Source organism: Sphingobium limneticum (assembly GCF_008710165.1).
GTDB classification, from domain to species: domain Bacteria; phylum Pseudomonadota; class Alphaproteobacteria; order Sphingomonadales; family Sphingomonadaceae; genus Sphingobium; species Sphingobium limneticum.
The window spans coordinates 112,421-137,366 of sequence record NZ_VYQA01000002.1 but is presented as its reverse complement, the minus strand read 5'-3'; the positions used below and the strand labels follow the sequence as shown (position 1 = coordinate 137,366).

Annotated in this window: 22 protein-coding genes; 8 read left to right on the top strand and 14 right to left on the bottom strand. The window is 64.9% G+C overall.

The features are described from left to right. Window position 1 precedes the first annotated feature (1 nt). The 6 genes from F4U95_RS02710 to miaA all read right to left on the bottom strand — a co-directional run bounded on the left by F4U95_RS02710 (window position 2) and on the right by miaA (window position 5,708). Window positions 2-619: a YceI family protein gene (locus F4U95_RS02710; RefSeq protein WP_150424484.1), complete on the bottom strand. Its 618-nt coding sequence runs from the start codon at window positions 617-619 to the stop codon at window positions 2-4. A gap of 171 nt (window positions 620-790) precedes the next feature. Beyond that, a complete protein-coding gene (gene ilvC / locus F4U95_RS02705) occupies window positions 791-1,810 on the bottom strand; it encodes a ketol-acid reductoisomerase (RefSeq protein WP_120249698.1) in 1,020 nt (339 codons plus the stop codon). A 189-nt stretch (window positions 1,811-1,999) separates the two neighbouring features. Beyond that, complete coding sequence (gene ilvN / locus F4U95_RS02700) at window positions 2,000-2,515, bottom strand: acetolactate synthase small subunit (RefSeq protein ID WP_120249699.1); 516 nt, start codon at window positions 2,513-2,515, stop codon at window positions 2,000-2,002. Further along, window positions 2,515-2,889: a hypothetical protein gene (locus tag F4U95_RS02695; protein ID WP_150424483.1), complete on the bottom strand. Its 375-nt coding sequence runs from the start codon at window positions 2,887-2,889 to the stop codon at window positions 2,515-2,517. Before F4U95_RS02695 ends, ilvN begins: the two co-directional genes overlap by 1 nt. A 10-nt stretch (window positions 2,890-2,899) precedes the next feature. Then, window positions 2,900-4,651, bottom strand: a complete 1,752-nt coding sequence (locus tag F4U95_RS02690; protein WP_120249701.1) for an acetolactate synthase 3 large subunit — start codon at window positions 4,649-4,651, stop codon at window positions 2,900-2,902. A 112-nt stretch (window positions 4,652-4,763) separates the two neighbouring features. Next, entirely contained in the window at window positions 4,764-5,708 is a 945-nt protein-coding gene (miaA, locus tag F4U95_RS02685; protein ID WP_150424482.1) for a tRNA (adenosine(37)-N6)-dimethylallyltransferase MiaA, read from the bottom strand. Here miaA and serB point away from each other — a divergent pair. The 3 genes from serB (at window position 5,707) to F4U95_RS02670 (ending at window position 8,559) form a co-directional block, all read left to right on the top strand. Further along, on the top strand, window positions 5,707-6,585 hold the full coding sequence (gene serB, locus F4U95_RS02680; RefSeq protein WP_150424481.1) for a phosphoserine phosphatase SerB: 879 nt from the start codon (window positions 5,707-5,709) through the stop codon (window positions 6,583-6,585). The two genes, miaA and serB, sit on opposite strands and share 2 nt — an antisense overlap. Before the next feature lie 154 nt (window positions 6,586-6,739). After that, window positions 6,740-6,997 (top strand): hypothetical protein, encoded by a 258-nt coding sequence (locus F4U95_RS02675; protein WP_120249704.1) that lies wholly within the window; start codon window positions 6,740-6,742, stop codon window positions 6,995-6,997. Further along, the gene (locus tag F4U95_RS02670) at window positions 6,943-8,559 is read left to right on the top strand and encodes a L,D-transpeptidase family protein (protein WP_150424480.1); all 1,617 of its coding nucleotides are present in this window, start codon (window positions 6,943-6,945) and stop codon (window positions 8,557-8,559) included. Before F4U95_RS02675 ends, F4U95_RS02670 begins: the two co-directional genes overlap by 55 nt. A gap of 126 nt (window positions 8,560-8,685) precedes the next feature. On the opposite strand, the gene F4U95_RS02665 is transcribed toward F4U95_RS02670, so the two are convergent. After that, window positions 8,686-9,435 carry a MauE/DoxX family redox-associated membrane protein gene (locus tag F4U95_RS02665; RefSeq protein WP_150424479.1) on the bottom strand — a complete coding sequence of 250 codons (750 nt, stop codon included), beginning with the start codon at window positions 9,433-9,435 and terminating at the stop codon, window positions 8,686-8,688. A gap of 68 nt (window positions 9,436-9,503) precedes the next feature. Between F4U95_RS02665 and F4U95_RS02660 the strand changes: the two genes are divergently transcribed. After that, a complete protein-coding gene (locus F4U95_RS02660) occupies window positions 9,504-9,896 on the top strand; it encodes a MerR family transcriptional regulator (RefSeq protein WP_150424478.1) in 393 nt (130 codons plus the stop codon). A gap of 371 nt (window positions 9,897-10,267) precedes the next feature. On the opposite strand, the gene F4U95_RS02655 is transcribed toward F4U95_RS02660, so the two are convergent. The 3 genes from F4U95_RS02655 to F4U95_RS02645 form a co-directional block, all read right to left on the bottom strand. Beyond that, complete coding sequence (locus tag F4U95_RS02655) at window positions 10,268-10,678, bottom strand: Rap1a/Tai family immunity protein (RefSeq protein ID WP_150424477.1); 411 nt, start codon at window positions 10,676-10,678, stop codon at window positions 10,268-10,270. Window positions 10,679-10,759: 81 nt separating this feature from the next. After that, window positions 10,760-11,248, bottom strand: coding sequence for a Holliday junction resolvase RuvX (ruvX, locus tag F4U95_RS02650; RefSeq protein WP_425505028.1), 489 nt, complete (start codon window positions 11,246-11,248; stop codon window positions 10,760-10,762). Between the two features lie 31 nt (window positions 11,249-11,279). Continuing rightward, entirely contained in the window at window positions 11,280-12,398 is a 1,119-nt protein-coding gene (locus tag F4U95_RS02645; RefSeq protein WP_150424476.1) for a DUF3089 domain-containing protein, read from the bottom strand. Window positions 12,399-12,507: 109 nt separating this feature from the next. Between F4U95_RS02645 and gatC the strand changes: the two genes are divergently transcribed. From gatC to gatB, 3 genes are read left to right on the top strand one after another with little or no spacing between them, the layout of a single operon-like run. Further along, complete coding sequence (gatC, locus tag F4U95_RS02640; RefSeq protein ID WP_120249709.1) at window positions 12,508-12,795, top strand: Asp-tRNA(Asn)/Glu-tRNA(Gln) amidotransferase subunit GatC; 288 nt, start codon at window positions 12,508-12,510, stop codon at window positions 12,793-12,795. Continuing rightward, window positions 12,795-14,279, top strand: coding sequence for an Asp-tRNA(Asn)/Glu-tRNA(Gln) amidotransferase subunit GatA (gene gatA, locus F4U95_RS02635; RefSeq protein WP_150424475.1), 1,485 nt, complete (start codon window positions 12,795-12,797; stop codon window positions 14,277-14,279). Before gatC ends, gatA begins: the two co-directional genes overlap by 1 nt. Window position 14,280: 1 nt before the next feature. Further along, complete coding sequence (gene gatB, locus F4U95_RS02630; RefSeq protein WP_150424474.1) at window positions 14,281-15,786, top strand: Asp-tRNA(Asn)/Glu-tRNA(Gln) amidotransferase subunit GatB; 1,506 nt, start codon at window positions 14,281-14,283, stop codon at window positions 15,784-15,786. A gap of 349 nt (window positions 15,787-16,135) precedes the next feature. Here the strand turns inward: gatB and F4U95_RS02625 are convergent, their stop codons facing one another. From F4U95_RS02625 to F4U95_RS02610, 4 genes are all read right to left on the bottom strand, one after another. Then, window positions 16,136-19,345 carry an autotransporter domain-containing protein gene (locus F4U95_RS02625; RefSeq protein ID WP_150424473.1) on the bottom strand — a complete coding sequence of 1,070 codons (3,210 nt, stop codon included), beginning with the start codon at window positions 19,343-19,345 and terminating at the stop codon, window positions 16,136-16,138. 244 nt (window positions 19,346-19,589) lie between these two features. Continuing rightward, window positions 19,590-22,034 (bottom strand): TonB-dependent receptor, encoded by a 2,445-nt coding sequence (locus F4U95_RS02620; protein WP_150424472.1) that lies wholly within the window; start codon window positions 22,032-22,034, stop codon window positions 19,590-19,592. Next, the gene (locus F4U95_RS02615) at window positions 22,018-22,950 is read right to left on the bottom strand and encodes a FecR family protein (protein ID WP_150424757.1); all 933 of its coding nucleotides are present in this window, start codon (window positions 22,948-22,950) and stop codon (window positions 22,018-22,020) included. The genes F4U95_RS02620 and F4U95_RS02615 overlap by 17 nt, the downstream gene beginning before the upstream one ends. A gap of 55 nt (window positions 22,951-23,005) precedes the next feature. Beyond that, the gene (locus tag F4U95_RS02610) at window positions 23,006-23,518 is read right to left on the bottom strand and encodes an RNA polymerase sigma factor (RefSeq protein ID WP_150424756.1); all 513 of its coding nucleotides are present in this window, start codon (window positions 23,516-23,518) and stop codon (window positions 23,006-23,008) included. 136 nt (window positions 23,519-23,654) lie between these two features. On the opposite strand from F4U95_RS02610, the gene F4U95_RS02605 reads away from it, so the two are divergent. Beyond that, entirely contained in the window at window positions 23,655-24,854 is a 1,200-nt protein-coding gene (locus tag F4U95_RS02605; RefSeq protein WP_150424471.1) for a serine hydrolase domain-containing protein, read from the top strand. Window positions 24,855-24,946: the final 92 nt, after the last annotated feature.

Below are 24,946 nucleotides of genomic sequence, written 5' to 3'. Positions count from 1 at the left end.
CTTACTTCTGGAAGGCTGCGATGATCTTGAGTTCCACCGCGTCGCCGACGACCGGCACCGCCATGCCCATGCCGAAATCGCTGCGCTTGATCGTGCCGGTGGCGACGAAGCCGATATTTTCCTTCTTGTTCATCGGGTTCGCACCGGCACCGTAAAATTCGGCGTCCAGCGTCACCGGCTTGGTGATGCCCTTGATGGTCAGATTGCCGGTGATGGTCGCGCCGGTCGGGCCATCGGTCTTCACGCCGGTCGACACGAAGGTCGCCTTGGGGAATTTGGCTACGTCGAAGAATTCCGGCTTGGCCAGATGCTCGTTCAGCGCCGGGATGCCGGTGGTGAGGTTCGCGATCGGCACTTCGATCGACACCTTCGACGCGGCCGGGTTGGCCTTGTCCAGCGTCAGCGTGCCGGTGGGCTGCGCGATCACGCCCAGATTGTTGGTGAAGCCCATATGGTCATAGGCAAAGACGATCTGGGTATGGCTGGGTTCGACGGCATAGGTGCCGCCGGTGACCTTGGCGACGTCCTTGGTGCCAGGGGTGGCCGCACCCTGGGCGATGACGACGCTGCCACCGGCAATAGCGATCAGGGCGGCGGCGGGGATCAAAAATTTACGCATGAAAAAAGACTCCGAAAACGGTCAAGGGGCGCAGCAAGAATATGCTGCGCCCCTCGATTGTGCCAGAGCCGTAACCGGAAACGGTTCGTTCCGTTTCCGGCCTGATTGAAGGTCTGGCATCGGCCGCTTTGGACCCCGGCGTTCCCCGGGGTGACGGCCGATCCGTGGCCGTCAGTTCTTGTCCTTGTTCACCAGTTTGTTGGCGCCGATCCAGGGCATCATGGCGCGCAGCTTTTCACCGGTCTGTTCGATCGGGTGACGCTTGGCGGCGATGCGGCTGGCCTTCAGCTCCGGCTGGCCGGCGCGGTTGTCGAGGATGAAGTCCTTGACGAAGCGGCCCGACTGGATGTCGGCCAGAACGCGCTTCATTTCCTTCTTGGTTTCTTCGGTAATGATGCGCGGGCCGGTCTTGATGTCGCCATATTCGGCGGTGTTCGAGATCGAATAGCGCATGTCGGCGATGCCGCCTTCATACATCAGGTCGACGATCAGCTTGAGTTCGTGCAGGCACTCGAAATAGGCCATTTCCGGGGCGTAGCCGGCTTCGACCAGCGTTTCGAAACCGGCCTGGACCAGCGCGGTGGCGCCGCCGCACAGCACGGCCTGCTCACCGAACAGGTCGGTTTCGCATTCTTCGCGGAAATTGGTTTCGATGATGCCGCTGCGACCGCCGCCGACGCCGCTGGCGTAGGACAGGGCGATGTCATGTGCGTTGCCGGTCGCGTCCTGATGGACCGCGATCAGGCAGGGCACGCCGCCGCCGCGCTGATATTCGCCGCGCACGGTGTGACCGGGGCCCTTGGGCGCGATCATGATGACGTCGATGTCGGTGGGCACTTCGATCAGGCCGAAATGGATGTTCAGGCCATGGGCGAAGGCGAGCGCGGCGCCGGGGCGCAGATTGCCCTTGATGTCGGCTTCATAGATGGCGGCCTGATGCTCGTCGGGTGCCAGGATCATCAGCACGTCGGCCCACTGGGCGGCTTCCTTGTTCGGCAGCACCTTGAAACCGGCGCCTTCGGCCTTCTTGGCGCTGGGCGAACCGGGGCGCAGCGCGATCGCGACTTCGGCAACGCCTGAGTCGCGCAGGTTCTGCGCATGGGCGTGACCCTGCGAACCGTAACCCAGAATGGCGACCTTCTTGCCCTTGATCAGGCCGATGTCCGCGTCGTGATCGTAATAAACCTTCATGAGTGTCTCTTCCCTCGAACAGATTTCCTCGCCCCGCCGGGGGAGAGGATATGAAATCTTGGTTCGGCGAAGCCGGACCTAGATGGAGTTGGAGGGGGGCGGACGAGCGTCGCTGCCCCTCTCTCAGCTTCGCCTAGGCAGCAAGCTGCCAAGGCTGTGCAACCCTCTCCCCCAAGGGGGAGAGGGAAATTAATTCGCGTCCTTGCCGCGGATCAGGCCGACGACGCCGGTGCGGCCGACTTCGACCAGGCCGATCTGGCGCATAAGGCCGACGAAATTGTCGATCTTGTCGGTCGTGCCGGTAATCTCGAAGATGAAGCTTTCGATCGTCGTATCGACCACCTTGGCGCGAAATACGTCGGCCAGGCGCAATGCCTCGATCCGGTCCTCGCCGGTGCCGGCGACCTTCACCAGCGCCAGTTCGCGCTCAACGAAGGGGCCGTTTTCGGTCAGGTCGGTCACCTTGTGAACGGGCACCAGCCGGTCGAGCTGGGCTATGATCTGATCGATCACCTTGGGCGGGCCGTTGGTGACGATGGTGATGCGGCTGACGCCATGGTCCTGCGTGATGTCCGCCACGGTCAGGCTGTCGATATTATAGCCGCGCGCGGTGAACAGGCCCGCGATGCGCGCCAATATGCCCGCCTCGTTCGAAACGGTCAGCGACAGGACGTGCCGCTGGCTGAGTTCTTCCTGAATATGCATCAGATGGTCGTCCCGTTATCCGTATCTTCGTGCCCGTCATGGCCGTCTTCATCGGCCTTGTCGTGGCGCTGCGAAATCATGGCGGCGAAGGCGAAGTGCCAGCCGCCGTCCTGGCGATGGGCGAGGCGGACGGGGAAGCCCGCCACAGCGTCGAACATGCGGCTGAGCTGTTCGCCGACATAACGAGGGCTGACCAGCAGGGTGCCGATATGCCGATCGTTAAAGTCGAACCCGGCATCCAGATGCACTTCCCATTCCTCATTGTCCGGGTCGACATGGTCGATGGTCCAGCCATTGAGGTCGGCGGTGCCGGCGATTCTCTCGAAATCCCACGGCTCCGTCACATGGATGCGCAATTTCAGATGCTGGGTCACAGCGTCACCTTCAGACCAGAGCCTTTGCCTCGTCGGACATTACGCCCTCCACCTGGCTGGGGTCGAGCAGCATGTCGGTATGCGCCGCGCCCGATGGGATCATCGGGAAGCAGTTCGACATCTTGGCCACGCGGCAATCGACGATCACGGGGCCGTCGGTTTCCAGCATCTGGCGAATACCGGCTTCCAGATCGGCCGGTCCCTCGATACGGATGCCCGTCCAGCCATAGGCTTCGCCCAGCTTCACGAAATCGGGCAGGCTGTCCGAATAGCTGTTGGAATAGCGGCTTTCATAGGTGAGTTCCTGCCACTGGCGGACCATGCCCATATATTCATTGTTCAGGATGAACAGTTTCACCGGCAGGCGATATTGGCTGGCGGTGCCCAGTTCCTGAATGTTCATCTGGACCGAGGCGTCGCCCGCGATGCAGATGCACAGGCTGTCGGGATTGCCCATCTGCGCACCGATGGCGGCTGGGAAGCCATAGCCCATGGTGCCAAGGCCGCCGGACGTCAGCCACTTGTTGGGCGCGTCGAAGCCGAAATGCTGGGCCGCCCACATCTGGTGCTGACCGACTTCGGTCGTAATGATGACATCCTTGCCGGTCGCCTTGGTTGCCGAATACAGGTCGGCGATCGCGCGCTGGGGCATGATCTCGACGCCGTTTTCGGCATAGTCCAGGCTCTTGCGCGCGCGCCAGCCGGCGATCCGCGACCACCATTCGGTCAGGTCGACCTTCTGGTGATTGCGTTGCTTCCACAGGGCGATGATGTCATCCAGCGCGCTGCCGACATCGGCCACGATGGCGACGTCAACGTCGACGATCTTGTTGATCGAGCTGCGGTCGATATCGATATGGATCTTGCGGCTGTTGGGCGCGAAGGCGTCGAGCCGACCGGTCACGCGATCGTCGAAACGGGCGCCGACGCACAGGACCAGATCCGCCTGGTTCATCGCCCAGTTGGCTTCATAGGTGCCGTGCATGCCAAGCATGCCCAGCCACTGGTCGGATGACGCAGGGAAAGCGCCCAGACCCATCAGGGTCGAGGTGACGGGCGCGCCGGTCAGCGCCGCCAGTTCGCGCAGCAGCGCAGCCGCCTGCGGACCGGAGTTGATCACGCCGCCGCCGGTATAGAGGATCGGGCGCTCGGCCGCGGCCAGCATCTCGACGGCTGCGTCGATGCCTGCCGCATCCGCCTTGGTCTGCGGATGATAGCTGGCATGGACCTTCAGTTCCGGCCTGGCATAGGGCGCGGTCGCGATCTGGACGTTCTTCGGAATATCGACGACGACCGGGCCGGGCCGGCCGGTGGTGGCGATATGGAAGGCTTCATGCACGACCTCGGCCAGCTTGGCCGGCGACTTCACCAGATAATTATGCTTGGTGCAGTGGCGCGTGATGCCGATCGTGTCGGCTTCCTGGAACGCGTCCGTGCCGATCAGCTGCGTGGGCACCTGCCCCGTGATGACGACCATCGGGATCGAATCCATCAGCGCGTCGGTGATGCCGGTGACGGCATTGGTCGCGCCCGGACCGGACGTGACCAGAACGACGCCGGGCTTGCCGGTGGAGCGGGCATAGCCCTCCGCCATGTGGGTCGCGCCCTGTTCGTGGCGGACTAGCACATGCTTGATCGTGGGGTGATTATAGAGCGCATCGTAAATGGGTAGCACCGCGCCACCCGGATAACCGAACACGACTTCGACGCCCAGATCGACCAGGCATTGAACCAATATGTCCGCGCCGCTCTTTTCGGCCACGATGATACTCCTCCGTTTGATGCAAAATCGCCGATACGGGCGTGCTTTGCGCCCGCATGCCTTTAATGGCAAGGCGCCTGCCTCTAGTGGACAGAAAATGACGGGTCAAGCGCTAATGTTGTAATTTAGTTGCTAATTCGCCAATGATCTTATCATTAATTGCGCGTTCTTCGCGCGGCCAGCCGGGCGGGGGCTGGTTGGTGAACCAGGTATATTGGCGCTTGGCATATTGGCGGGTGGCCAGGCTTCCTGCCGCAATAGCGCTGTCCAACTCGCTGTCTCCGCGCAGATAGGCGGCGATATCCGGCACGCCGATGGCGCGCATGACCGGCAGGTCGGGGTTTAAGTTGCGGGTCAGAAGCGCCTCGACTTCCTCGATCGCGCCGGCCTCGACCATCTGGGCGAAGCGGCGGTCGCACCGCGCGATCAGCCAGTCGCGCGGCGGGCGCAGGATCATCGGGGCGAGGGTGATCCGGTCGGCGATGCCGCCTTCCTTATGCTGCTGCCATATCTTGAGCGGTTTGCCGGTCGATCGCACCACCTCCAGTGCGCGGGCGACGCGGGTGGTGTCGGCCGGGGCGAGACGGGCGGCGGCTTCGGGGTCTTCACGGGACAGGGCCTCGTGCGCCTCTGCCACTGGCAGGGCACGGACGGTGGCGCGAATGTCCGGGTCGATCTCCGGCACCGGCGCGATGCCGTCCAGCAGGGTGCGGATATAAAGGCCGGTGCCGCCGACCAGCACGGGTAACTTCCCCGCGCCATGGGCGGCGGCAATTTCCGCTTTCGCCTCGGCCGCCCAGCGTGGCGCGGTGCAGGCCTCCGCGCCATCGATATGGCCGAACAGGCGGTGGGGGACGTCGCCCATTTCCTCCGGAGAGGGGCGGGCGGACAGGATTGCCAGGTCGGCATAGACCTGGCTGGCGTCGGCATTGATGACGATGCCGCCGGTCGCTTTGGCAAGGGCAATGGCCAGCGCGCTCTTGCCGCTGGCGGTCGGCCCGGCAATAAGCGCGACCCGTGGGCGAGATTCGCCGGTTTCTGGTTCGGAGTGTAGCATGTTCGTCGCGACCTTAGTGGCAAGTGGCTCGATCGGGCAGGGGGATATTGCGCTGGCGGTCGATCGGTTGCGCGATGCCGGTTGCCAGCCGGGCGATGTCGCTTGGCTGGATCAGGACAAGGCGGCCGATATCTTCTTCGCGCTCGATCCGGTCGCGGCCCGCGCGGCGCTGACCGGCGTGGGCGACAAGGTGGATGTCATCGTCCAGCCGGTCGCGGGGCGCGAGAAGACATTGCTGATCGCGGACATGGACTCCACCATGATCACCGTCGAGTGCATCGACGAACTGGCGGACTATGCCGGGATCAAGCCGCAGATTGCCGAGGTCACCGAACGGGCGATGCGCGGCGAGCTGGATTTCGAGGGCGCGTTGCATGGCCGGGTCGCGCTGCTGAAGGGCCTGCCCGACAGCGCGATCGACCAGTGCCGCACCGAGCGTGTCGTCATCATGGGCGGGGCCAAGGCGCTGGTCCGCACGATGAAGGCGCGCGGCGCACGGACGTTGCTGGTGTCGGGCGGCTTCACGCGTTTTACCGGACCGGTCGCCGAAGAGATCGGCTTCGACGTGCATGTCGCCAATGTGCTGGAGATTGCCGACGGCGCCTTGCTGGGCACCGTGACCACGCCGATCGTGGACGCCGCGCGCAAGCGGACGGAACTGGAGGCAGCCATCGCCGATGGCATCGACCGCACGCTGACGCTGGCGGTGGGTGACGGCGCCAACGATATTCCGATGATTCAGGGTGCGGGATTGGGCGTCGCCTATCATGCCAAGCCCAAGACCCGCGAGGCGGCGGCGGCGGAGATCGTTCATGGAGACCTGTCGGTGCTGCTCTATGCGCAGGGCATCCCATCGGCAGAGTGGGTGGTCGCATAACGGACTGACGCTGTTGCGGCACCGTTCGCCGTCATTTCGATACGGTAATGGATTGAATCCCTCCCTGGAACGTTAGCGTCGAGCCGCATGGGTCGCGGCGAGATGTCTAACGGCGCAGGACGGCTTTGCCGCCCCCGGCGTACAGGGAGTTTATATGCAGTATAAATATCTGGCTTTGGCCGCTGGCGGGCTTTTGGCCCTGAGCGCCTGCTCCAAAAATGAAGCGCCGGTGACGTCCGCACCGCCCGTCGGCCCCGGTGCCATCGCCGGTACGGTCGCGGCCGACCGCGACGGTGACGGCTATGTCGACGGCTATTACACCGCCGATGGCATCTATCATGCGGTTCAGGGTCCGCCATGCCCGCCGCCACCCCCGCCGCCGGCGCCGTCGCGTCGGGGAGAACGCGGCTGATCCACGCAGCTTTTCGGGCGCGGCGACTCGGTCGCGCCCACTCGCTTGTCCCCGCGCTGATCGCTGGCTTGCTGGCCGTGGCCGCCGCGCCTGCACCCGTTGCGCTGGCGCAGGGCAAGGCGGTGGGCGACGCCGCCAAGTCGAGCGTCGCCGCCGAAATTCGCGCGGGGGTCAGCGGCAAATATAAGGATTTCTACGCTCCGCGTGGCTATTGGCCGCTCTGGGTGGAAAAGGATCGTATCGGTCCGCAGGCGGACGCGCTGCTGGCGCTGATCGCGCAGAGCGATGCCGACGGCCTCAACCCGCGCAGCTATGGCGGGCGCGATCTGGAGAAATTGATCGAGGCAGCGGATAGCGAGGGCACGCCCAAGGCGCTGGCCCGCGCCGATCTGGCGCTGTCGCGCGCCTTTGCCGACCTGGTCGCCGACATGCGTCGGCCGGCCCGTGGCGTGAAGATCCGCTATCTGGATGCGGAACTGGACACCAAGCCACCCGGCCCGGCCGATATCGTGCGCGCCGCGTCCCTCGCGCCGTCGCTGACCGACTATATCCAGTCCGCCGGCTGGATGAGCCCGCTCTACATGCGGCTGCGCGCGGCGCGGGCGGGCTATATGGACAAATGGGGCGGGCTTCCTGCGGTGCAGATTCCGCCGGACGTGAAGCTGCGCCCCGGCGGGAAGGTGCCGGAAATCGCGCTGCTGCGCCATCGCATGGGGCTGAGCGACGGGGTCGCCTATGACAAGGCGCTGGTGGCGAAGGTGAAGGCGTTCCAGACCGACCATGGGCTGAAGCCCGATGGCGTGGCCGGTGCGATGACGATCGGCGCGCTCAACGATGGGCCGGCGCGGTACGAGCATCTGCTGGCGCTCAATATGGAGCGGGCGCGGCTGTTGCCCGGACCATGGACGCGGCATGTGGTGGTGGATGCGGCGTCCGCCCGGCTCTATTATTACAGCAAGGGCGCGATGGACGGGACGATGAAGGTCGTCGCCGGCGCCAAGGAATCGCCGACGCCGTTGATGGCGGGGATGATCCGCTATGCGACGCTGAACCCCTATTGGAACATCCCGACCGATCTGGTGGAGCGCAAGGTCGCGCCCAAGATATTGGCGGGCGGGTCGCTCAAGAGCATGCGATACGAGGCGCTGACCGACTGGACCGCCGACGCCGCGCCGCTGGCGCAGAGTGCGATCGACTGGCGGGCCGTGGCCAGTGGCCAGGGCGAAGTGCGGGTGCGGCAATTGCCGGGCGGCAGCAACGCGATGGGGCGGATCAAGTTCATGTTCCCCAATGACCTGGGCATCTACCTGCACGACACGCCGCAGCGCGACCTGTTCGCCAAGGAGGACCGCCATTACAGCAATGGCTGCGTCCGGCTGGAGGATGCGCAACGGCTGGGCCGCTGGTTCTTCGGCAAGACGCCCACGACCGACAGCGATGCGCCGGAGCAGCATGAGCCGCTGCCCCAGCCAGTGCCGGTGTACCTGACCTATCTGACCGCGGTGCCGACCGCGACCGGGGTGCAGTTCCTTCCCGATGTCTACGGGCGGGATGGGAACTAACCAACCTCCGTTCGTTTCGAGCCTGTCGAGAAACAGGAAGCGCTGTGCTGGCCGCTTCTCGACTTCGCTCGAAGCGAACGGGTTTTAGGGATCAGTGCCCAACCCCGACCAACATCCGTGTTTTGGTCAGTGGACCCCCACCAGCATCCAAAGCGCCATCGCGACCATCATCACATTTTCGGTCAGCGACACGAAGCCCAGTGGTACATTGCTGTTGCCGCCGACGCAGGCGCATTTGAGTTCCCGCTTTTCGATATAGACCGCCTTGAACACCGATACGGCGCCGATGCCGCCGATGAACAGGGCGACCGGGATGGAGAGCCAGTCGAGCGCCCGCGTCAGCATCAACAGGCCCGCGCCGAGTTCCAGAAAAGGATAGGCCAGGCCATAGGGCGGTAGGCGGCGGGCGAGCAGGTCGTAGTTCAGGAACATGGTCGCGAACCGATCCACATCCTGCAATTTCAGCATGGCGAGCAGCATCATCGCGATCGCCACGAACCGCTCCAGCGTGATGAAGGAAACAAGCGGCAGAAAGGTCAGCCAGTTGATGCCCAGCGCCAGCAGCGCAGCGACGAGAAAGACGGCCAGCACCGGCACATAGCTGGTGGCCTTGGGATCCTTGACCTTCAGGCCGAGGTGGCGGCGCAGATCGTCATGACCGCCGATCCGATGCCCGTCGATGAAGATTTGCGGCGTGGTCTTCACATCATGCTGCGCCTTGAAGGCGTCGGTTTCCGCGCGCGTCGTCAGACAATGATCGTCGACGTCATAACCATGGCGCTTGAGCAGCCAGCGCGCCTTGACGCCGAAGGGACAGGTGTGGCCGGGCATCACCATGCGGTAGAGGCTGGCGCTTTTTGGAGCGGGGCTGGTCATCGGGGCATCCTTGCCGGTTGATCGGATGCCGCCCATATAGGGGCCGTACCATGGTCCGGAGTCAAGGGATGAACATGACGATTTCCGCGCTGGCGCAGGCCGGCGGCGTCGGGGTGGAAACGGTGCGCTATTATCAGCGGCGCGGGTTGCTCGACACGCCGGCGCGGGGGACGGGCATCCGCCGCTATGGCGCGGGCGACGCACGGCGGTTGGCCTTCATCCGGTCGGCGCAGGCGGCGGGCTTTACGCTGGAGCAGATCGGCGAATTGCTACGGCTGGATGCGGGGCAGGACAGGGCGCGGGCGCGCGTGCTGGCGGCGGAACGGATCGCGGCGCTGGACCAGAAGATCGCGGAATTGCAGGCGGCGCGCAGTGCGCTCACCCGGCTGGCGCGGCAATGCCATGCTAGCGAGGAAGGGCCGTGCCCGATCATCGCGGCGTTCGAGGGGGAAGGCGCTTAACTTCGCACATTTCCAGTAGATTCGGACATTTGTTGCGTGCGCTTGATCCTATCGGGAAGCGGCGTGCTGACGATGGAAAGAGCCGGGTGGATTTTAGCAGGCGGGCGGCGTGTAGGACAGGTTGGTGGTTGCTGGCTGCGACCAGTTTTGACCTTCCGTCTCCCTTGGAGGGAGAAGGATATGAAGCCTTGGCGACGAAGGAGCCTAGGCGAAGTTGGATGAGGGGGACAGGCGCAAGGCTGGCGTATTACCGTGAGGTTGTCCCCCTCACCCAGCTACGACTAGGCAGCAAGCTGCCAAGTCTGCGCAGCCCTCTCCCTCAAGGGAGAGGGGTAAAGGACGACCGCTCTTCACCCCAACAGACCATCACCTCACCGCTTCTTGCGCGCCGCCTTCTTCTTCGCTGGCGCTTTCTTCGGCGTCGCGCAGGGCCAGGCCTTGCGGGTGGCGGCGAAGACCTGGGAGGAGGCGGATTTCTTGCGGTCGATCGGGTTCTTGCTCAGATTATTGACCGTCGTGGTGCGCAGTTCGTTGATCGTCACGCCGCCGGGAAGGCAGCTTTTGAGATTATTGGCTTCCCGCGTCGTGTTGAACGCGTCCACCGCCCCGCTGATATAGCCCAGGCACTCATAGCTTCGCTCGAAATAATCCTTGCCGTTCTTGTCCGCCGTGCAGGCCGCATAAAGTTCGTCGCCGCTGTAGAAGCCGGCGTTGGCAGCAGCGGGGAACAGGGCGGCTGCGGCGAGGATCGCGCAGCGGAAAAGACGGGGGTGCATGCTCATATGTCTCTATCTCTAGCCTTGGCGCTTTTGGGCCTAAGACCCCGGCCTGCGCAGGGGTGACGGATAAACAGGAGAGGGTGTTTACTCCAGCCCCGCGACCAGCCCGTCGATCGCGCCCTGCAATATGTAGCTGGCGGCGAGTTTGTCGACCAGTTCGTCGCGGCGGGCGCGGCTGGCGTCGGCTTCCAGCAGGGTGCGGGTGACGGCCTGGGTCGACCAGCGTTCGTCCCACAGCAGGACCGGGCAACCCAGATCTGCGACATTATGGGCGAAGGCGCGGCTGGACTGGCTGCGCGGGCTATTGGTGCCGTCCAGATTGAGCGGCAGGCCGATGACGATGCCCTTCACCATCTGCTGCTCGATGAAGGCGGCCAGGCCGATCTTGTCCTTGCTGAACTTGCCGCGGGTGACGGTATAGGCGGGGCTTGCGATCGACCATTGCGCATCGCATAGGGCGAGGCCGATCGTCTTCGTGCCGACATCCATGCCGATCAGGCGCCCGCCCTGCGGCAGGGCCTCGCGAAAGGCGACGCGATCGGTGGTAACCAGTTTGATGGGTGCAGAAGTCATGATGGCGCCCTGTCACGTCCTGCGCCTCAAGTCACTTCTTTAGGAAGGCTGCCAGTCGTTTCTGCGCATCCTGCCGCACATTGCCCCAGAACAGGCTGTAGTCGTAGACATGGTAATTATTGCCCGGCAGCGTGAACGGCCCCATGTCGACCGGCTCCCCGATCATCAGCACGCCGCTGGTGTCGCAGCGCGCCGGTACGACGCCGGTGACCAGCTTGGGCGGCTGGCCCTGTTCGCGGGCGTCGAGCGTGCCGAGATTGGCGCTGGCCGGGGCGGCGCCGTTGAACGCGCCGGTGATGGGGTTGGTGCAGAGCATATGCGTGCCTTTGCGCGGGCGGCCGGTGTAGCCGGTCTTGCGCTCGAAGCTTTCGACCACGGCGGACGGATCGGCCGGTTCGGCATAGCTTTGCCAGCTGACGATGCAATGCGCCTGATCCTGCCGTGCGCAGGCAGGCAGGCCGAGCGCGGGCAGATCCGCCTCCACCGACACCGGCCAGCCCACGACATAGGCGGCGACGACACGGTCGGCGACGGGTTTGCCGGCGACCTGTTCGCGCAGCAGTTGCAACAAATGGCGCGACCCCTGGCTGTGGCCGGCCAGGATCAGCGGACCGGTGGGATTGGCCTTGAGGAAGGCCGCAAAGGCCTGGGCGACGTCGCGATAGGCGTCGGCCAATGCCTTGTCCCCGGCTGGCTTGTCGGTCAGGAAGGCGCCGTAATTGGCCTGGCGATAGCGCGGCGCCCAGACCGCGCCGGCGGCGTTGAAGGCGCTGGCCTGGCCCATGACGAAGCGGCGGGCGGTGGCATCGGCATCCTTGTCACCCAGGCGCGCGTTCCAGTGAGCATCGCCGAAAGTGGTGATATAGCTGGTCGGGTGGATGAAGAAGATGGCGGCCGGCTGCGCCGCGCGGGGCGTTGCCACGCCGGCGGGCGTCCAGAGCGCGACATTATCCTTCACGATGTCGGGCCGGGCGATCCACATATCCGCAGCATCATAAGCGTCGGCCGGCAGCGGTTGCAGTTGCGCATAGGCTTCGCGCGGCACCATCACCAGGCGGATGAGCTGCATCCCCCAGATCCGGTAGACGAGCAGCGCCGCGATCACCAGCACGACCAGTGTCGCGATGACATAGAGGAATTTGCGGGCCACCCATGCTCTCCGAAATATTTATGTCATGTCTGGCGCATGGGGCGGGCGGGCGCAAGGGGTGCGCTAAAGCGGCTTGAAGCGGGCAGGTGCGGGTGCTAGCGGCTTGCCCATGTCGATAGACCTTCAGACCGTGAAAAAGATCGCCAGCCTCTCGCGCATTTCGGTGACCGACGCCGAAGCCGAAGCCATGGTGCCCGAATTCAACAACATCCTTGGCTGGGTGGAGCAATTGGGCGAGGTGGATGTCACCGGCGTAGAGCCGATGACCGCCGTCATCCCCAACCATCAAAGGCTGCGCGTGGATGCCGTGACCGACGGCAATGTGCGCGACAAGGTGTTGGCCAATGCGCCGCAGGCCGAACATGGCTTCTTCGCGGTGCCCAAGGTGATCGAATAATGACGAATCTGACTGATCTGACCGTTGCCGAAATCCGCGACGGTTTTCGCGCGGGCGATTTTTCGGCGCGTGAAGTAGCCCAAGGTTTCAACGCCAATGTCGCGGCCGCCAAGGCGCTGAACGCCTTCATCGTCGAAACCCCGGAAAAGGCGCTGGAAGCGGCCGATGCCGCCGACAAGGCGAAAGCCGCCGGCGAAACGCTGGGCGCGCTTTCCGGCGTGCCGATCGGCATGAAGGATCTGTTCTGCACCAACGGCGTGCAGACGACCGCGGCTTCGCACATGCTGGAAGGCTTCGTGCCGACCTATGAATCGACCGTGTCGGGCAAGCTGTGGACGGCCGGTGCGGGGATGCTGGGCAAGCTGAACCTGGACCAGTTCGCCATGGGATCGTCCAACGAGACGAGCTATTATGGCAAAGTCATTTCGCCCTGGCGCCGGGCTGGTGGCGACAATGCCGCGCTGGCGCCCGGTGGCTCTTCGGGTGGGTCTTCGTCGGCGATTTCGGCGCGGCTGTGCCCGGCGGCGACCGGCACCGACACCGGCGGTTCGATCCGCCAGCCGGCGGCCTTCACCGGCATCAGCGGCATCAAGCCGACCTATGGCCGCTGCTCGCGCTGGGGCATCGTGGCGTTCGCCTCGTCGCTCGATCAGGCCGGGCCGATGGCGCGCACGGTGCGCGACAATGCGATCCTGCTGGAAGTCATGGCGGGCTTCGACCCCAAGGATTCGACGTCGCTCGACCTGGAAGTGCCCCGGTGGGAAGCGGGATTGTCCAGCGACCTGCGCGGCAAGACGGTCGGTATTCCCAAGGAATATCGCCCCGATGGCCTGAACGCCGAAATCTCCGCCATGTGGGATCGTGGGATCGCTTGGTTGAAGGACGCCGGCGCCGAGGTGGTAGAGGTGTCGTTGCCGCATACCAAATATGCGCTGCCGACCTATTATATCATCGCGCCGGCCGAGGCTTCCTCGAACCTCGCCCGCTATGATGGCGTGCGCTATGGCCAGCGCGACCTGCCCGATGGGGCGGGTTTGCAGGATATGTATGCCGCCACCCGCGCCGCCGGATTCGGACCGGAGGTCAAGCGCCGCATCATGATCGGCACCTATGTGCTGTCGGCCGGTTTCTACGACGCCTATTATACGCAGGCGCAGAAGGTCCGGGCTTTGATCGCGCGCGATTTCGAACTGGCGTTCGAGAAATGCGACATATTGCTGACGCCGACTGCACCGAGCGCGGCCTTCGCTTTGGGTGAGAAGCAGGCCGATCCGCTGGCCATGTATCTGAACGACGTCTTCACTGTGCCGGCGTCGCTGGCCGGGTTGCCGGCGATGGCGGTGCCGGGTGGGCTGGATTCGGCCGGACTGCCGATCGGCTTGCAGATCATCGGTAAGGCGCTGGATGAACAGACGGTGCTGAACGCCTCCTTGGCGATTGAAGAACGATCGGGCTTTGCGGCTCGCCCGGACAAGTGGTGGTAATATGACTGAATCAACCTATCGCATCCAGGGTGCAACCGGCGAGTGGGAGGTCGTGATCGGCCTGGAAGTCCATGCGCAGGTGACGTCGAACGCCAAGCTGTTTTCGGGCGCGGCGACCGCGTTCGGTGCGGAACCCAATACGCAGGTCAGCCTGGTCGACGCGGCCATGCCCGGCATGTTGCCGGTGCCGAACATGGAGTGCATCCGCCAGGCGGTGCGCACCGGCATGGCGATCGACGCGCAGATCAACAAATGGTCGCGGTTCGACCGCAAGAATTATTTCTACGCCGATCTGCCGCAGGGCTATCAGATCAGCCAGCTTTATCACCCGATCGTGGGTGAGGGGCAGATCGAGATCGTGCTGGACGAGAAGAACCCGGACGCCAGCAAGAAGGTGATCGGCGTCGAGCGTATCCATGTCGAGCAGGATGCCGGCAAGCTGATGCACGACCAGCATCCCACGAGCAGCTATGTCGACCTCAACCGGTCGGGCGTGGCGCTGATGGAAATCGTGTCGAAGCCGGACATGCGTTCGCCTGCCGAAGCAGGGGCTTATCTCTCGAAGCTGCGGACGATCCTGCGCTATGTCGGATCGTGCGACGGCAATATGGATCAGGGGTCGATGCGGGCCGACGTGAACGTGTCGGTGCGTCGTCCTGGCGAAGAATTCGGAACCCGGACCGAGACGAAGAACGTCAATTCGGTGCGCTTCGTCATGGCCGTGGTCGAGCATGAGGCGAGCCGTCAGGTCGACGTGCTGGAGGCCGGTGGCAAGATTGTGCAGGAAACCCGCCTCTACGATCCGGACCGTAACGAGACGCGCTCGATGCGGTCGAAGGAAGATGCGCACGACTATCGCTACTTCCCCGATCCCGACCTGTTGCCGCTGGAACTGGACGACGCCTTCCTGGAGGCATGCCGCCAGTCGCTGCCGGAACTGCCCGACGCCAAGCTGCGTCGCTACGCGCAGGATCTGGGCCTGAGCGCCTATAATGCCGCGACTTTGACCGCCGACGCCGATACGGCCCGCTGGTTCGAGGCGCTGCTGGCGGAAGCTGCACGCATCCAGAAGAAGAGCGAGGGCGAGGTCGCCAAGGCTTCGGCCAACTGGCTGCTGTCGGAGCTGTATGGTGCGCTCAACCGCATTGGCAAGTCGTTGGAAGACAGCCCGGTAAGCCCAGAGGAAGGCGCCGAATTGCTGGCGCTGGTCGCCGATGGCACGATCAGCGGCACGATCGCCAAGCAGGTGTTCGAAATCATGCTGGAAACCGGCGAGAAGCCCGGCAAGATCGTCGAGGACAAGGGCCTGAAGCAGACGTCCGACACCGGCGCGATCGAGGCGGCGGTGGCCGATGTGCTGGCGAAGAATGGCGACAAGGTCGAGCAGTATCGCAGCGGCAAGGAAGCGTTGTTCGGCTTCTTCGTCGGCCAGACGATGAAGGCGATGCAGGGCAAGGCCAATCCGCAAGTCGTCAACGAACTGGTGAAGAAGGCGCTGGCGGCTTAAAAAGCCTCGCCTCTGGACGCAGAAAAAGGGAGCGGTTCGATGGAGCCGCTCCCTTTTTCGTTGCGATAAAAGCCGTTCCCCGGCGTAGGTCGGGATCCAGTTGATAGCGTGGAACTGGACCCCGGCCTGCGCCGGGGAACAGAAGGGGGGCCATCGTCGCGCAGAAGGTAAGGCTTGCGCGTAACAGCATAAGTCCCTGTCCACGTGTATAAAATAAGGGGCGCCGCCGGGGGGACCAGCGACGCCCCTCTTTTATGCCCGGCGCCCTTGGGGAGGGAATGTTGCCGGAGCGGAAGGGACGGACCGGGAGGGTCTGTGGGGTTTGGCCCGTCCTTTCATCTTCAAGACGTCACAGGACGAAGTTCACCGTCGCCCTAAATGAGATGGCGACGTGATTTTGTTGCTCCTCCGCGCCAAATTCACCACCGACGCGGAAGGTGTCGGTGCCGCCATAGAGGCGGGCGCGGCCGGTCCAGCCATTGGTGCGGTCTTCCGATACCAGGGTGAAGCGATCGCCGCCCTTGAAGTAGGCGGTGGTGTCGCCCAGCGACCCGCCCACGATCTGGCGACGGCCGCCTTCCAGTTCGACGCGGACCCAGCCATCTTCCTTGTTCAGGCTGCCAAAGTCGTAGCCGGCGGTGACCGTGCCGTTGGCGGTCAGTTCGTCGCTGGTGCGGCCCAGCACGGTCAGGTTGAACGCATCGCCGCCGCCGGTTTCGCTATAGCCGTCTTCCTTGAGCCGGTAATAGTCGATGCCGACCGCCGGACGCAGGCTGAAGCGGCCCATGTCGATCTGGTAGGCGGCGCCGGCCGTCGCGGACATGAGCGTGCCGTTCCACTTGCCATCGGCGGTGCGGGTGACGTCGCCGCTTTCGAAATGGCGGGTGCCATCGAATTTGATGCGCGCGGCCGACAGGCGGGCAAAGCTGAGCAGCGGACCCCATTGGCCGCGCCAGTGCGCCGCCATTTCGAACTGGTCGGAATCGACGGCGTTGTTCGCCCCGCCGCTGTCGCTGCCATGGATATAGGCGAAAGAGCCGCCGAACGCCCCGATGTCGCTCAGATATTCCAGACCACCGCCGGCGCCCCAGCCGGTGATGTCGTAGGATGCGGTGCTGCCTACGCTCTTGGCGCTGCCGAACGCGACCTGTTGCAGCCAGAAGCCGAGGCGCCCGTCCTTCGTGCGGTAGATGCCGTTCGGGTCGGACAATATGCGGGCGGTGGCGCGCGATCCCGACGTGACGGCTTCGAAGGTGCCGCCGGCATGATCGGGCAACATCTGGCGCAGATTGCCGGTCAGGGTCGATCCGTCGGTGACCGCCAGATAGGCGGCGGCGACGGCGGCATCCTTGTCCAGTGCGTTGAAGATCGCGGAATAGGCGCTGGCGGTCGATCCGCTCAGGCCCAGTTCCGACACGCTCTTGGCCGCGATGGAAAGGGTGACGGTGCCGGCGCTGTTGTCACCGGTGACGCTGCTCTTGAACATATAGGGCAGGAGAGCGGCGCTGGTGAGAGTCGGCGATCCGCTGAGCGATCCGGCCCGCACGATGACATAGTTGCCCACCGATCCGCCGACCTGGGTCAGGTTGACCTTGACCTGCGATCCGCTGGCGAAGCTGGCCGCGCCGGCAACGTCATAGACGGTGCTGGCGCCGGTCGCGCCGTTGATGGTGATGCCCAGCGTGGAGGTGCCGCTGGCCGACAGGGACGCGAGCACGACCGAGCCGGTGTTGCTGGCGGTGAGCGCGCCACCGTTCAACGCCACGGCGACATTGCCGCTGTTGCTGATCGCACCGGTCAGCGACGATGTGCCACCCAGCGTCAGCGTGCCTGCGCCACCGCCGAAATCGACATTGCCCGCCACCTTCGACGTACCCGTCAAGGACAAGCTGTTGGTGCCGGTGCCAAAGGCGATATTGCCGGTCAGGCTGGATGCTCCCGACAGGACGATGCTGTCATTGCCGGCGCCCAGGCTGAGGTTGCCGGCGATGGCGCCGGCCGACACGGTCAGCACGTCATTGCCCGACCCCAAGCGAATGTCGCCGACGATGCTGGGCATGGTGGTGGCGGTGGCGGACGCCGCCGCCTGCGTCAGGGTGACGCCGCTGCTGTTGGCGCTCAGGTCAATCGCGACGTTGGAGCCGCTCTTGCCGCCGGTCGCGCTGATCTTGCCCGTGTTGGACAGGCTGGACACGCTACCGGATGAATCGAGGATCGCGATGGCGCTGCCCTTTTCGGTGCTGCCGGCCGCTGCCGCCACGCTGCCGCTGACGACGATCGACCCCACGGTCGCACCGGAGTCGATCACCAGGCCGCGCGCGACGGTGCCATCCTTCGTCGATCCGCTGGCGGCTACCGAACCGCCGACCTCGATCGTGCCGGCGCTCGCGCCGGATCCGACGCGCAGCGCCGTGGCGTTGCTGTCGTAGGAAACTGCCGCGATCGTGCCCTTGACCTGTACCCCCTTGGCGATCGACACGGCGCCGCCCAGACCCCCGATGACCAGGCCGTTGGCATCGACGCCATCATAGACGCCATAGCCGGCGATGCCGCCGTTGACGATCAGGCCATAGCCGGTGTTGCCAGCCGCGACCGCGCCGATCGTGGTGGCGCGGTCGGCCGCGCCGATCTGTACCGCTGCGGCCTTGCCATAGGTGATGACGGCGGCGCTGCCTTCCGTTGCATCGGTCAGGCCGTCGCCATCGACGTCGGGCTTGGTGCTGTCCAGCGTGGGCGGTATGTCGAAGATGATGCCGCCGGTCACATTGCCGGCGATGACCAGCGCTGAGCCGCCCTGGAGCAGGTCGTCCGCATCCAGCTTGGTCACGTCGCTGGGGCGGCTGGTGCTGCGATAGCCGGTGCTGGTGATCGTGCCCTGAATCTTGACCGCGCCGGTGACGTCGCCCAGCAACGCCGCGCCGATGCTGTTGGCGCCCACGGCCGAGGTCGAGCCGCGCAGCGTGACGTTGCCGGTGACGCCGTTGGCGACCACGCCATAGCTGTTGTCGCCGATGACGCTGGTGGTGCCGCTGGTCGACAGGTTGCCGGTCAGCGCGCCGTCCAGCCGGATGCCGGCGGACTGGTTGCCCTCGATCGTGATGGTGCCGCTATGGTCGATATTGCCGACATGGGCGGCGCCGGACTGAACCCAGATGCCGTTCTTGCTCGAACCCTTGGCGAAGGGGCCGTCGATATCGCCGTCGCTGTCCGTGTCGGTCGCGGTATAATCTTCGGTCAGCGTGATGGTGCCGGTGTTGGCGATGGCGCCGCTGGTGCCGGGGGCGACCAGGATGCCGGTGACGTTGTTTGCGTCGTTGATGGTGATGGTGCCGGCGTTCGACACCTTGTTGTTGCTGTCGACCGTGACGGCGGCGCCGCTGGTCAGCTTGATCGAGCCGGCCGAACTGATGGTGATGTCGTCAGCCGCACCGTTGGCCACGGTGGAGGTCTTGACGGCAGCGGTGGTGGCGGTGGCGATCGTCGTTTCAGCCGCCGCATCGGCCACGGTAAGGGCCGCCAGCACGGGCGCGATCGCCGTGCAGGCCAGTAGATGTCGCATGATGTCTCCTCTGCGTGTCGCGCTGTATCAAGTGCGCGCGTCCGCATGGGACGTCGCCGGGCCGTGGCTTCCGTCAGTCGATGCGATGAATAGTTGTTCAGAATTGATTTGGGTCGGGGGATCGCCCCGAAAACCCGTTCGTCCTCAGCCTGTCGAAGGACTTTTCTTTCTGGAACCGCGAAGAAGGGCGGGGCTTCGACAGGCTCAGCCCGAACGGAGGAGGGTGGGCTGAATGACGCTATGCTCAGAAAGCGAGATCTAGGCCGATGCGCACGGTGCGGGGGCGCAGCGGGGTATAATAATCGGTGCGCAGGTCGAACGGCGTGCCGAGCGAGAAGCGGTTGCCGTTGCTATCCAGCAGGTTGGTGAGCGAGAGCGAATATTGCACGGCCCCGCGGGTCAGGCCGGCGGACAGGCTGGTATCGACATAATCGCCCTGCGTCTGGCCCAATATCGGCCCGACGCCCAGGCGCGACTTGCCGACATAGCGGGCCGAGCCGGACAGGTTGAAGCGCATGTCGTCGCCGATGGTCGTGCGATAATCGAACGCCAGCCGCCCGCTCAGATTGGCGACATTGGGCAGGCTGAGCGAGCGCCCTTCATAAGATAGCATGCGCACGAAATCGGTCGGCTGGGTCAGGCGACTGTCATTATAGATGGCGCTGCCGTCGAGCGTGAGTTGCCGCAACGGTCGCACGACGATGCGCCCTTCGACCGTGTAGATGCGCCCGTCGCCGATATTGGCGGTGGTGGGCAGGCCAATCCGGTCGGTGACGTCGGCCTGGATATTGCGCCAGTCGGTATAGGCGATGTTGGCGCTGGCGGCGAAGAGGTCGCGGCCCGGCACGCCCTTGCGCGCGCCCACCTCCACGGTGGACGCGCGATCATTCTGGTAACGGCGTACCCGTTGGTCATCCACCGCCAGCCCGCCGGGGCGGAAGCCCTGCTGGAAACGGGCATAGAGGGTGAGGCCGGGGATGGCGTCGGTCAGCAGCGAGGCCGATGGCAGGAAGATGGTTTCGCTGCGGTCGGCCTGCGCCTCCGCCCGCGCCAGTTCGCTGAAGGACAAAGCGGCCACTGGATCGAGCGCTTCGCCCGACAGGCGGCTGTTGGTCAGGCGGCCGCCGACGGTCGCGATCAGCCCCTTGACCGGTTCGAAGGAGGCTTCGCCGAACATCGTCGCTTCATTGACCATATTTTGCACGCCAGTCGCCGCCGCGGCCATGCCCCGGCCGTACATGGGGACGCCGGGAATGATGGCGGGCTGGACTTCGGCCGTGCCGAAGGAGGTGAGCGAGCGATGGAGGTCGGACGTGCTTTGCAGATAGGAGGCGCCCAATATCCAACCCAGCCCATTGTCCAGGTCGCGCACCAGCCGGTTTTCGGTCGAGAAGATGTCGACCCGGTTGCGCTGGCGGAACAGGGCAGGCGGGCCATTGGGCTGGGTCGCGTCGTAGCTTTCGGCCAATATGTGGCGGACGTAGCCGGTGGAGGAGACGAAGCGCAGGCTGTCCCACTGTTTTTCGATCCGCAGATTGGCCAGCAGATAGTCGGAATAATAGGGCTGAGCGACGGCGGAGGCGCGTTGCAGTCGGCCGACCGACCGGCTGGCATATTGGGCGTCGTCGCCGTCGATATGCTGGTAGACGCCGTTCAGGTCGATGATCCAGCCGTCACCGGGGGCGAAGCGCAGCGCGGCGCGGCCGCCATAGGTACGCACCCGGTTGACGTCGTCCTTGCCGCGATTGACGTCGTCGATATAGCCGCCGTCCTGCACGCCATAGCTCACGACGCGCAGCGCCAGCTTCTCCGAGACGATGGGGATGTTGAGCGTGGCGGACAGGTCGCCGCCCGGATCGCCATGCTGGGTGGCGGACAGGCCGGCCGACATCTGCCCGCCATATTCGGCAAGGTTGGGGGCGTTGGGCATCAGGCGGATGATACCGCCCAGCGACCCGGCGCCGTACAACGTGCCCTGCGGCCCTTCCAGCACCTCGACCCGGCCGACGTCGTAGAGTTTGAGGTCGGGGTCGGGCGCGGCATAGTTCAGCCGCATGTCGCCCAGATATTGGCCGGTGGTCGCCTGGGTCGGCCCGGCGACACCCGAATCCGCGATGGCGCGGATGAACAGCTTGTTGCGGCCGGTGCCGGCATGGGTGGAGCTGAGGCTCGCCACCCGCGCCAGCAAGGTAGCGGTCCCGCCCGATGCCTCGCCCGAGGTGAACAGGCTGCTGTCCAGCGCTTCGACCATCCCGGCGTAGCGGGGAAGCGGCGTGTCGCGCTTGGAAGCGGTAACGATGATTTCGGCGGGCGGCTGATCGGCCAGCGGGGCGGCCTGGATCGGCGCGGGGGCGGCCGATGGCGGGGGCGGGGATTTGGCGCGAACGATGCGCCAGCCATTGGCGCCGATGCGTTGTGCCTTGGCGCCGCTGCCTTTGAGCAATATGCGCAGCGCAGATTCTGCGCTCATCCGGCCCTGAATAGCGGGGGTGCGCAGGCTGGCGAGCGACTGGTCCGACATGCCGATGCTGGCACCGGTCTGACGGCCGAGCGCTATCGCCGCGTCCCCGAGCCTGCCGGGGGCGATGCTGATATCCTGTCTGTCCGCCCCTAGAGCGGGCGTTGCTGTCGCTGCGGCGATCGCGAAGAGGGGCGTGGTGACGATCAGAAGGCTAGTTCTGCGGCCCATTTCCCTCCTTCAACAGCCATGCGTCCCCCTGACGCACGGCAGACAAGCCCATCAGCGGCGCGGCCTGCGCAAAGAAGCGCTCAGGATCGCGGTCCAGCCGCAGCGTGCCGGTAAAGCGCATCCCCTGCACCTGCGGCGTGAACTGCACGGTCAGGCCCAGCGAACGGGCGGCGTCTTCGGCTACCTGCGTGACGGGCGCGTTGCTGTAGACCAGTTGCCCCTGACGCCAGCTGGCGACGGCGGCGGGGGCGATGTCCATGACGCGCAGGCCCTGCGCATCGTCGGCCAGCGCGCGGCCGGCGGGCAGGGCGATCGCTTCGGCCTGCGGATTGTAGATCACCTTGCCCTCCGACACGCCGATGCGGGTCGCGGCGTCGGTGTGCACGATGTTGAAGACGGTGCCGGCATCTTCGAACACCGCGTCGCCCACGGTCACGCGGAAGGGATTGGCGGCATCATGGCGTACGGTGAAGGCGGCCTCGCCCGCGTCCAGCGCAGCGAAGCGGGCATCCTTGCGATCGAAGCGCATGGTGGTGCCGCCGTTCAGCTCTACCTTCGTGCCGTCGTCCAGCGCGATGAGGCGGGTTTCGCCGGGCCGGGTGGTGACGCTGTAGATGTCACTGCGGTTTGCGACACCGAGTGAGACAGCCGCAACGAGGGCCGCCGCGACCGCACCGCCGCCGATCCAGCGCAGCGGATGACGCGCGCGGACACCCGGATCGTTGGCGGCGATGGGTGGCATGGCGACGGGTTCGGGCGGCACGAGGCTGTCCAACTCGCTGTCCGCCAGCATCAGCGCGTCATAGGCGGACGCATGCGCAGGGTCCGCCTCCAGCCATGCGGTGAAGCCGTCCCAGTCGCTAAATGCCGGATCGCGGGTTTGGATGACCCAACCCAGCGCCTCCTCGTTGATCATGGCTTCAGCCCCGTTCATTTTTTGCCCCTTGCGAGACAGGACGCCGCCGACCCGCTCATTCCGTATCCATTTTCTGTTTGAGCGTCAGCATGGCCCGATAGGCCTTTTGCAGATCCTTCTCCACCGTGGTCAGACTGACGCCCAGCTCATCGGCAATGACCCGCTGGCCCACCCCCTCGATCCGAAAGAGTCGGAACACCAGTTCGACGCGCGGGCCAAGATCGCGCAGCACGGCGCGCGCCTCGTTCAACTGCTCGTTCAGGACCATGCGATCGTCGACGGCGATATCTTCGTTCGGGTCGGCCATCACGCCGCCCGCACCCTCGGCCCAATCCTGTTCGCGCCGTTCGCGCCGCGTGGCGGACCGATAGCGGTCCAGCATCAGATTGTTCGCCATGCGATAAAGATAGGGCAGCGGATCGGAAACCGGGCCAAGATCCTTGGCCTCCAGCTTCATCCACATATCCTGCAACAAATCTTCGGCATCGTCCCCCGCGCCGCGCGCGCGCAGGAAACGCAGCAAGGCGGGGCGGTTGGCCATGAAGATAGCGGAGAGGCCGGTGGCCATGCCTGTGGTGGTCCAGTTATGCTGTTCTGGCGCGTTGCCATAGAGGGGCGGACGGGGTCTTGGCAACGGCCAAGCTGTTTACGCGCCCGGCCCGCTGCGTTAGCGGGGAGGGGGCGACACGGGAATGGCAGGCGGCATGGTGGACGGAATCGACGGCAAGGCGGCTTCGGCGGCGGGGATGGACCCGGATCGACTGGGCGCGCTGGTCGATCATCTCGATCGCACCTATCTGGCCAGCGGCAAGTTGCCCCATATGCAATTGCTATTGTCGCGCGATGAGCAGGTGCTGCTGTCGGTGGTGCGCGGGCAGGCGCGGGCGAGCGGAGAGGTGTTGCAGGCGGACGCGCTCTATCGCATCGCATCGATGACCAAGCCGATCACCTCCGTCGCTTTCATGATGCTGGTGGAGGCGGGCAAGGTCGCGCTGGATACGCCGGTGGCCGATATCATCCCCGAATTTGCCGATCTGCGGGTGGGGCAGGCCAACCGGGCCAAGCCTAAACGACCGATGCTGATGATCGACCTGCTGCGCCATACGTCAGGGCTGACCTATGGTTTGCAGCGCCAGACGCCGATCGACGCGCGCTATCGCAAGCTGGGCCTGGACGAATTTCAGCAGCCGCGGACGTCCGACCGGTTCATCGCCGATCTGGCCACGCTGCCGCTGGAATTTTCGCCGGGCGACAAGTGGAATTATTCGGTGTCGACCGATGTGCTGGGCGTCGTGGTGGAGCGGCTGAGCGGGCTGGATCTGGAGACATATTTTCGGTCCCGCATTCTCGATCCGCTGGGCATGGTCGACACGACCTTCATGCTGCCGGACGATAAGGCGCATCGCATGACCGACGCCTGGCGACTGGACGAGGGCGGCGGCATCAGCGTGGCCGATCTCGGCGCGCGCAGCGGCTGGCGGCGGACCGGGCGTTTCCTCTCCGGCGGTGGCGGGCTGGTGTCTTCGGTAGCGGACTATCATCGCTTCGCGCGCATGCTGCTGCGCGGCGGGGAACTGGACGGCGTGCGGCTGCTGACGACGGAGACGGTCGATCAGATGCGCAGCAACCAGTTGCCGGGCGGCGGCGACCTGTCCAGCATGTCGAGCGCGATGTTCAGCGAGGCGGATTATCAGGGCGTCGGCTTCGGGCTGGGTTTCGCCATGGGCCTCCAAACCCACGAATATTATTGGGGCGGCGTCTTTTCGACCTATTTCTGGATCGACCCGGTCGAGCGGTTGATCGGCCTGTTCATGACCCAGCATCTGCCGTCCGGCACCTATCCGGTGCGGGCGCAATTGCGCGCCGGGGTGGCGGACGCGATCATGATGCGACGTACGGCCTGAACGGATCGAAATCGGGTGCGGTAAGTTATTGCTGCACCGCAAAAATGGCATGGCGTGGCGCGGAGCGCTGTGCCATCATCCGCGGTGACTCA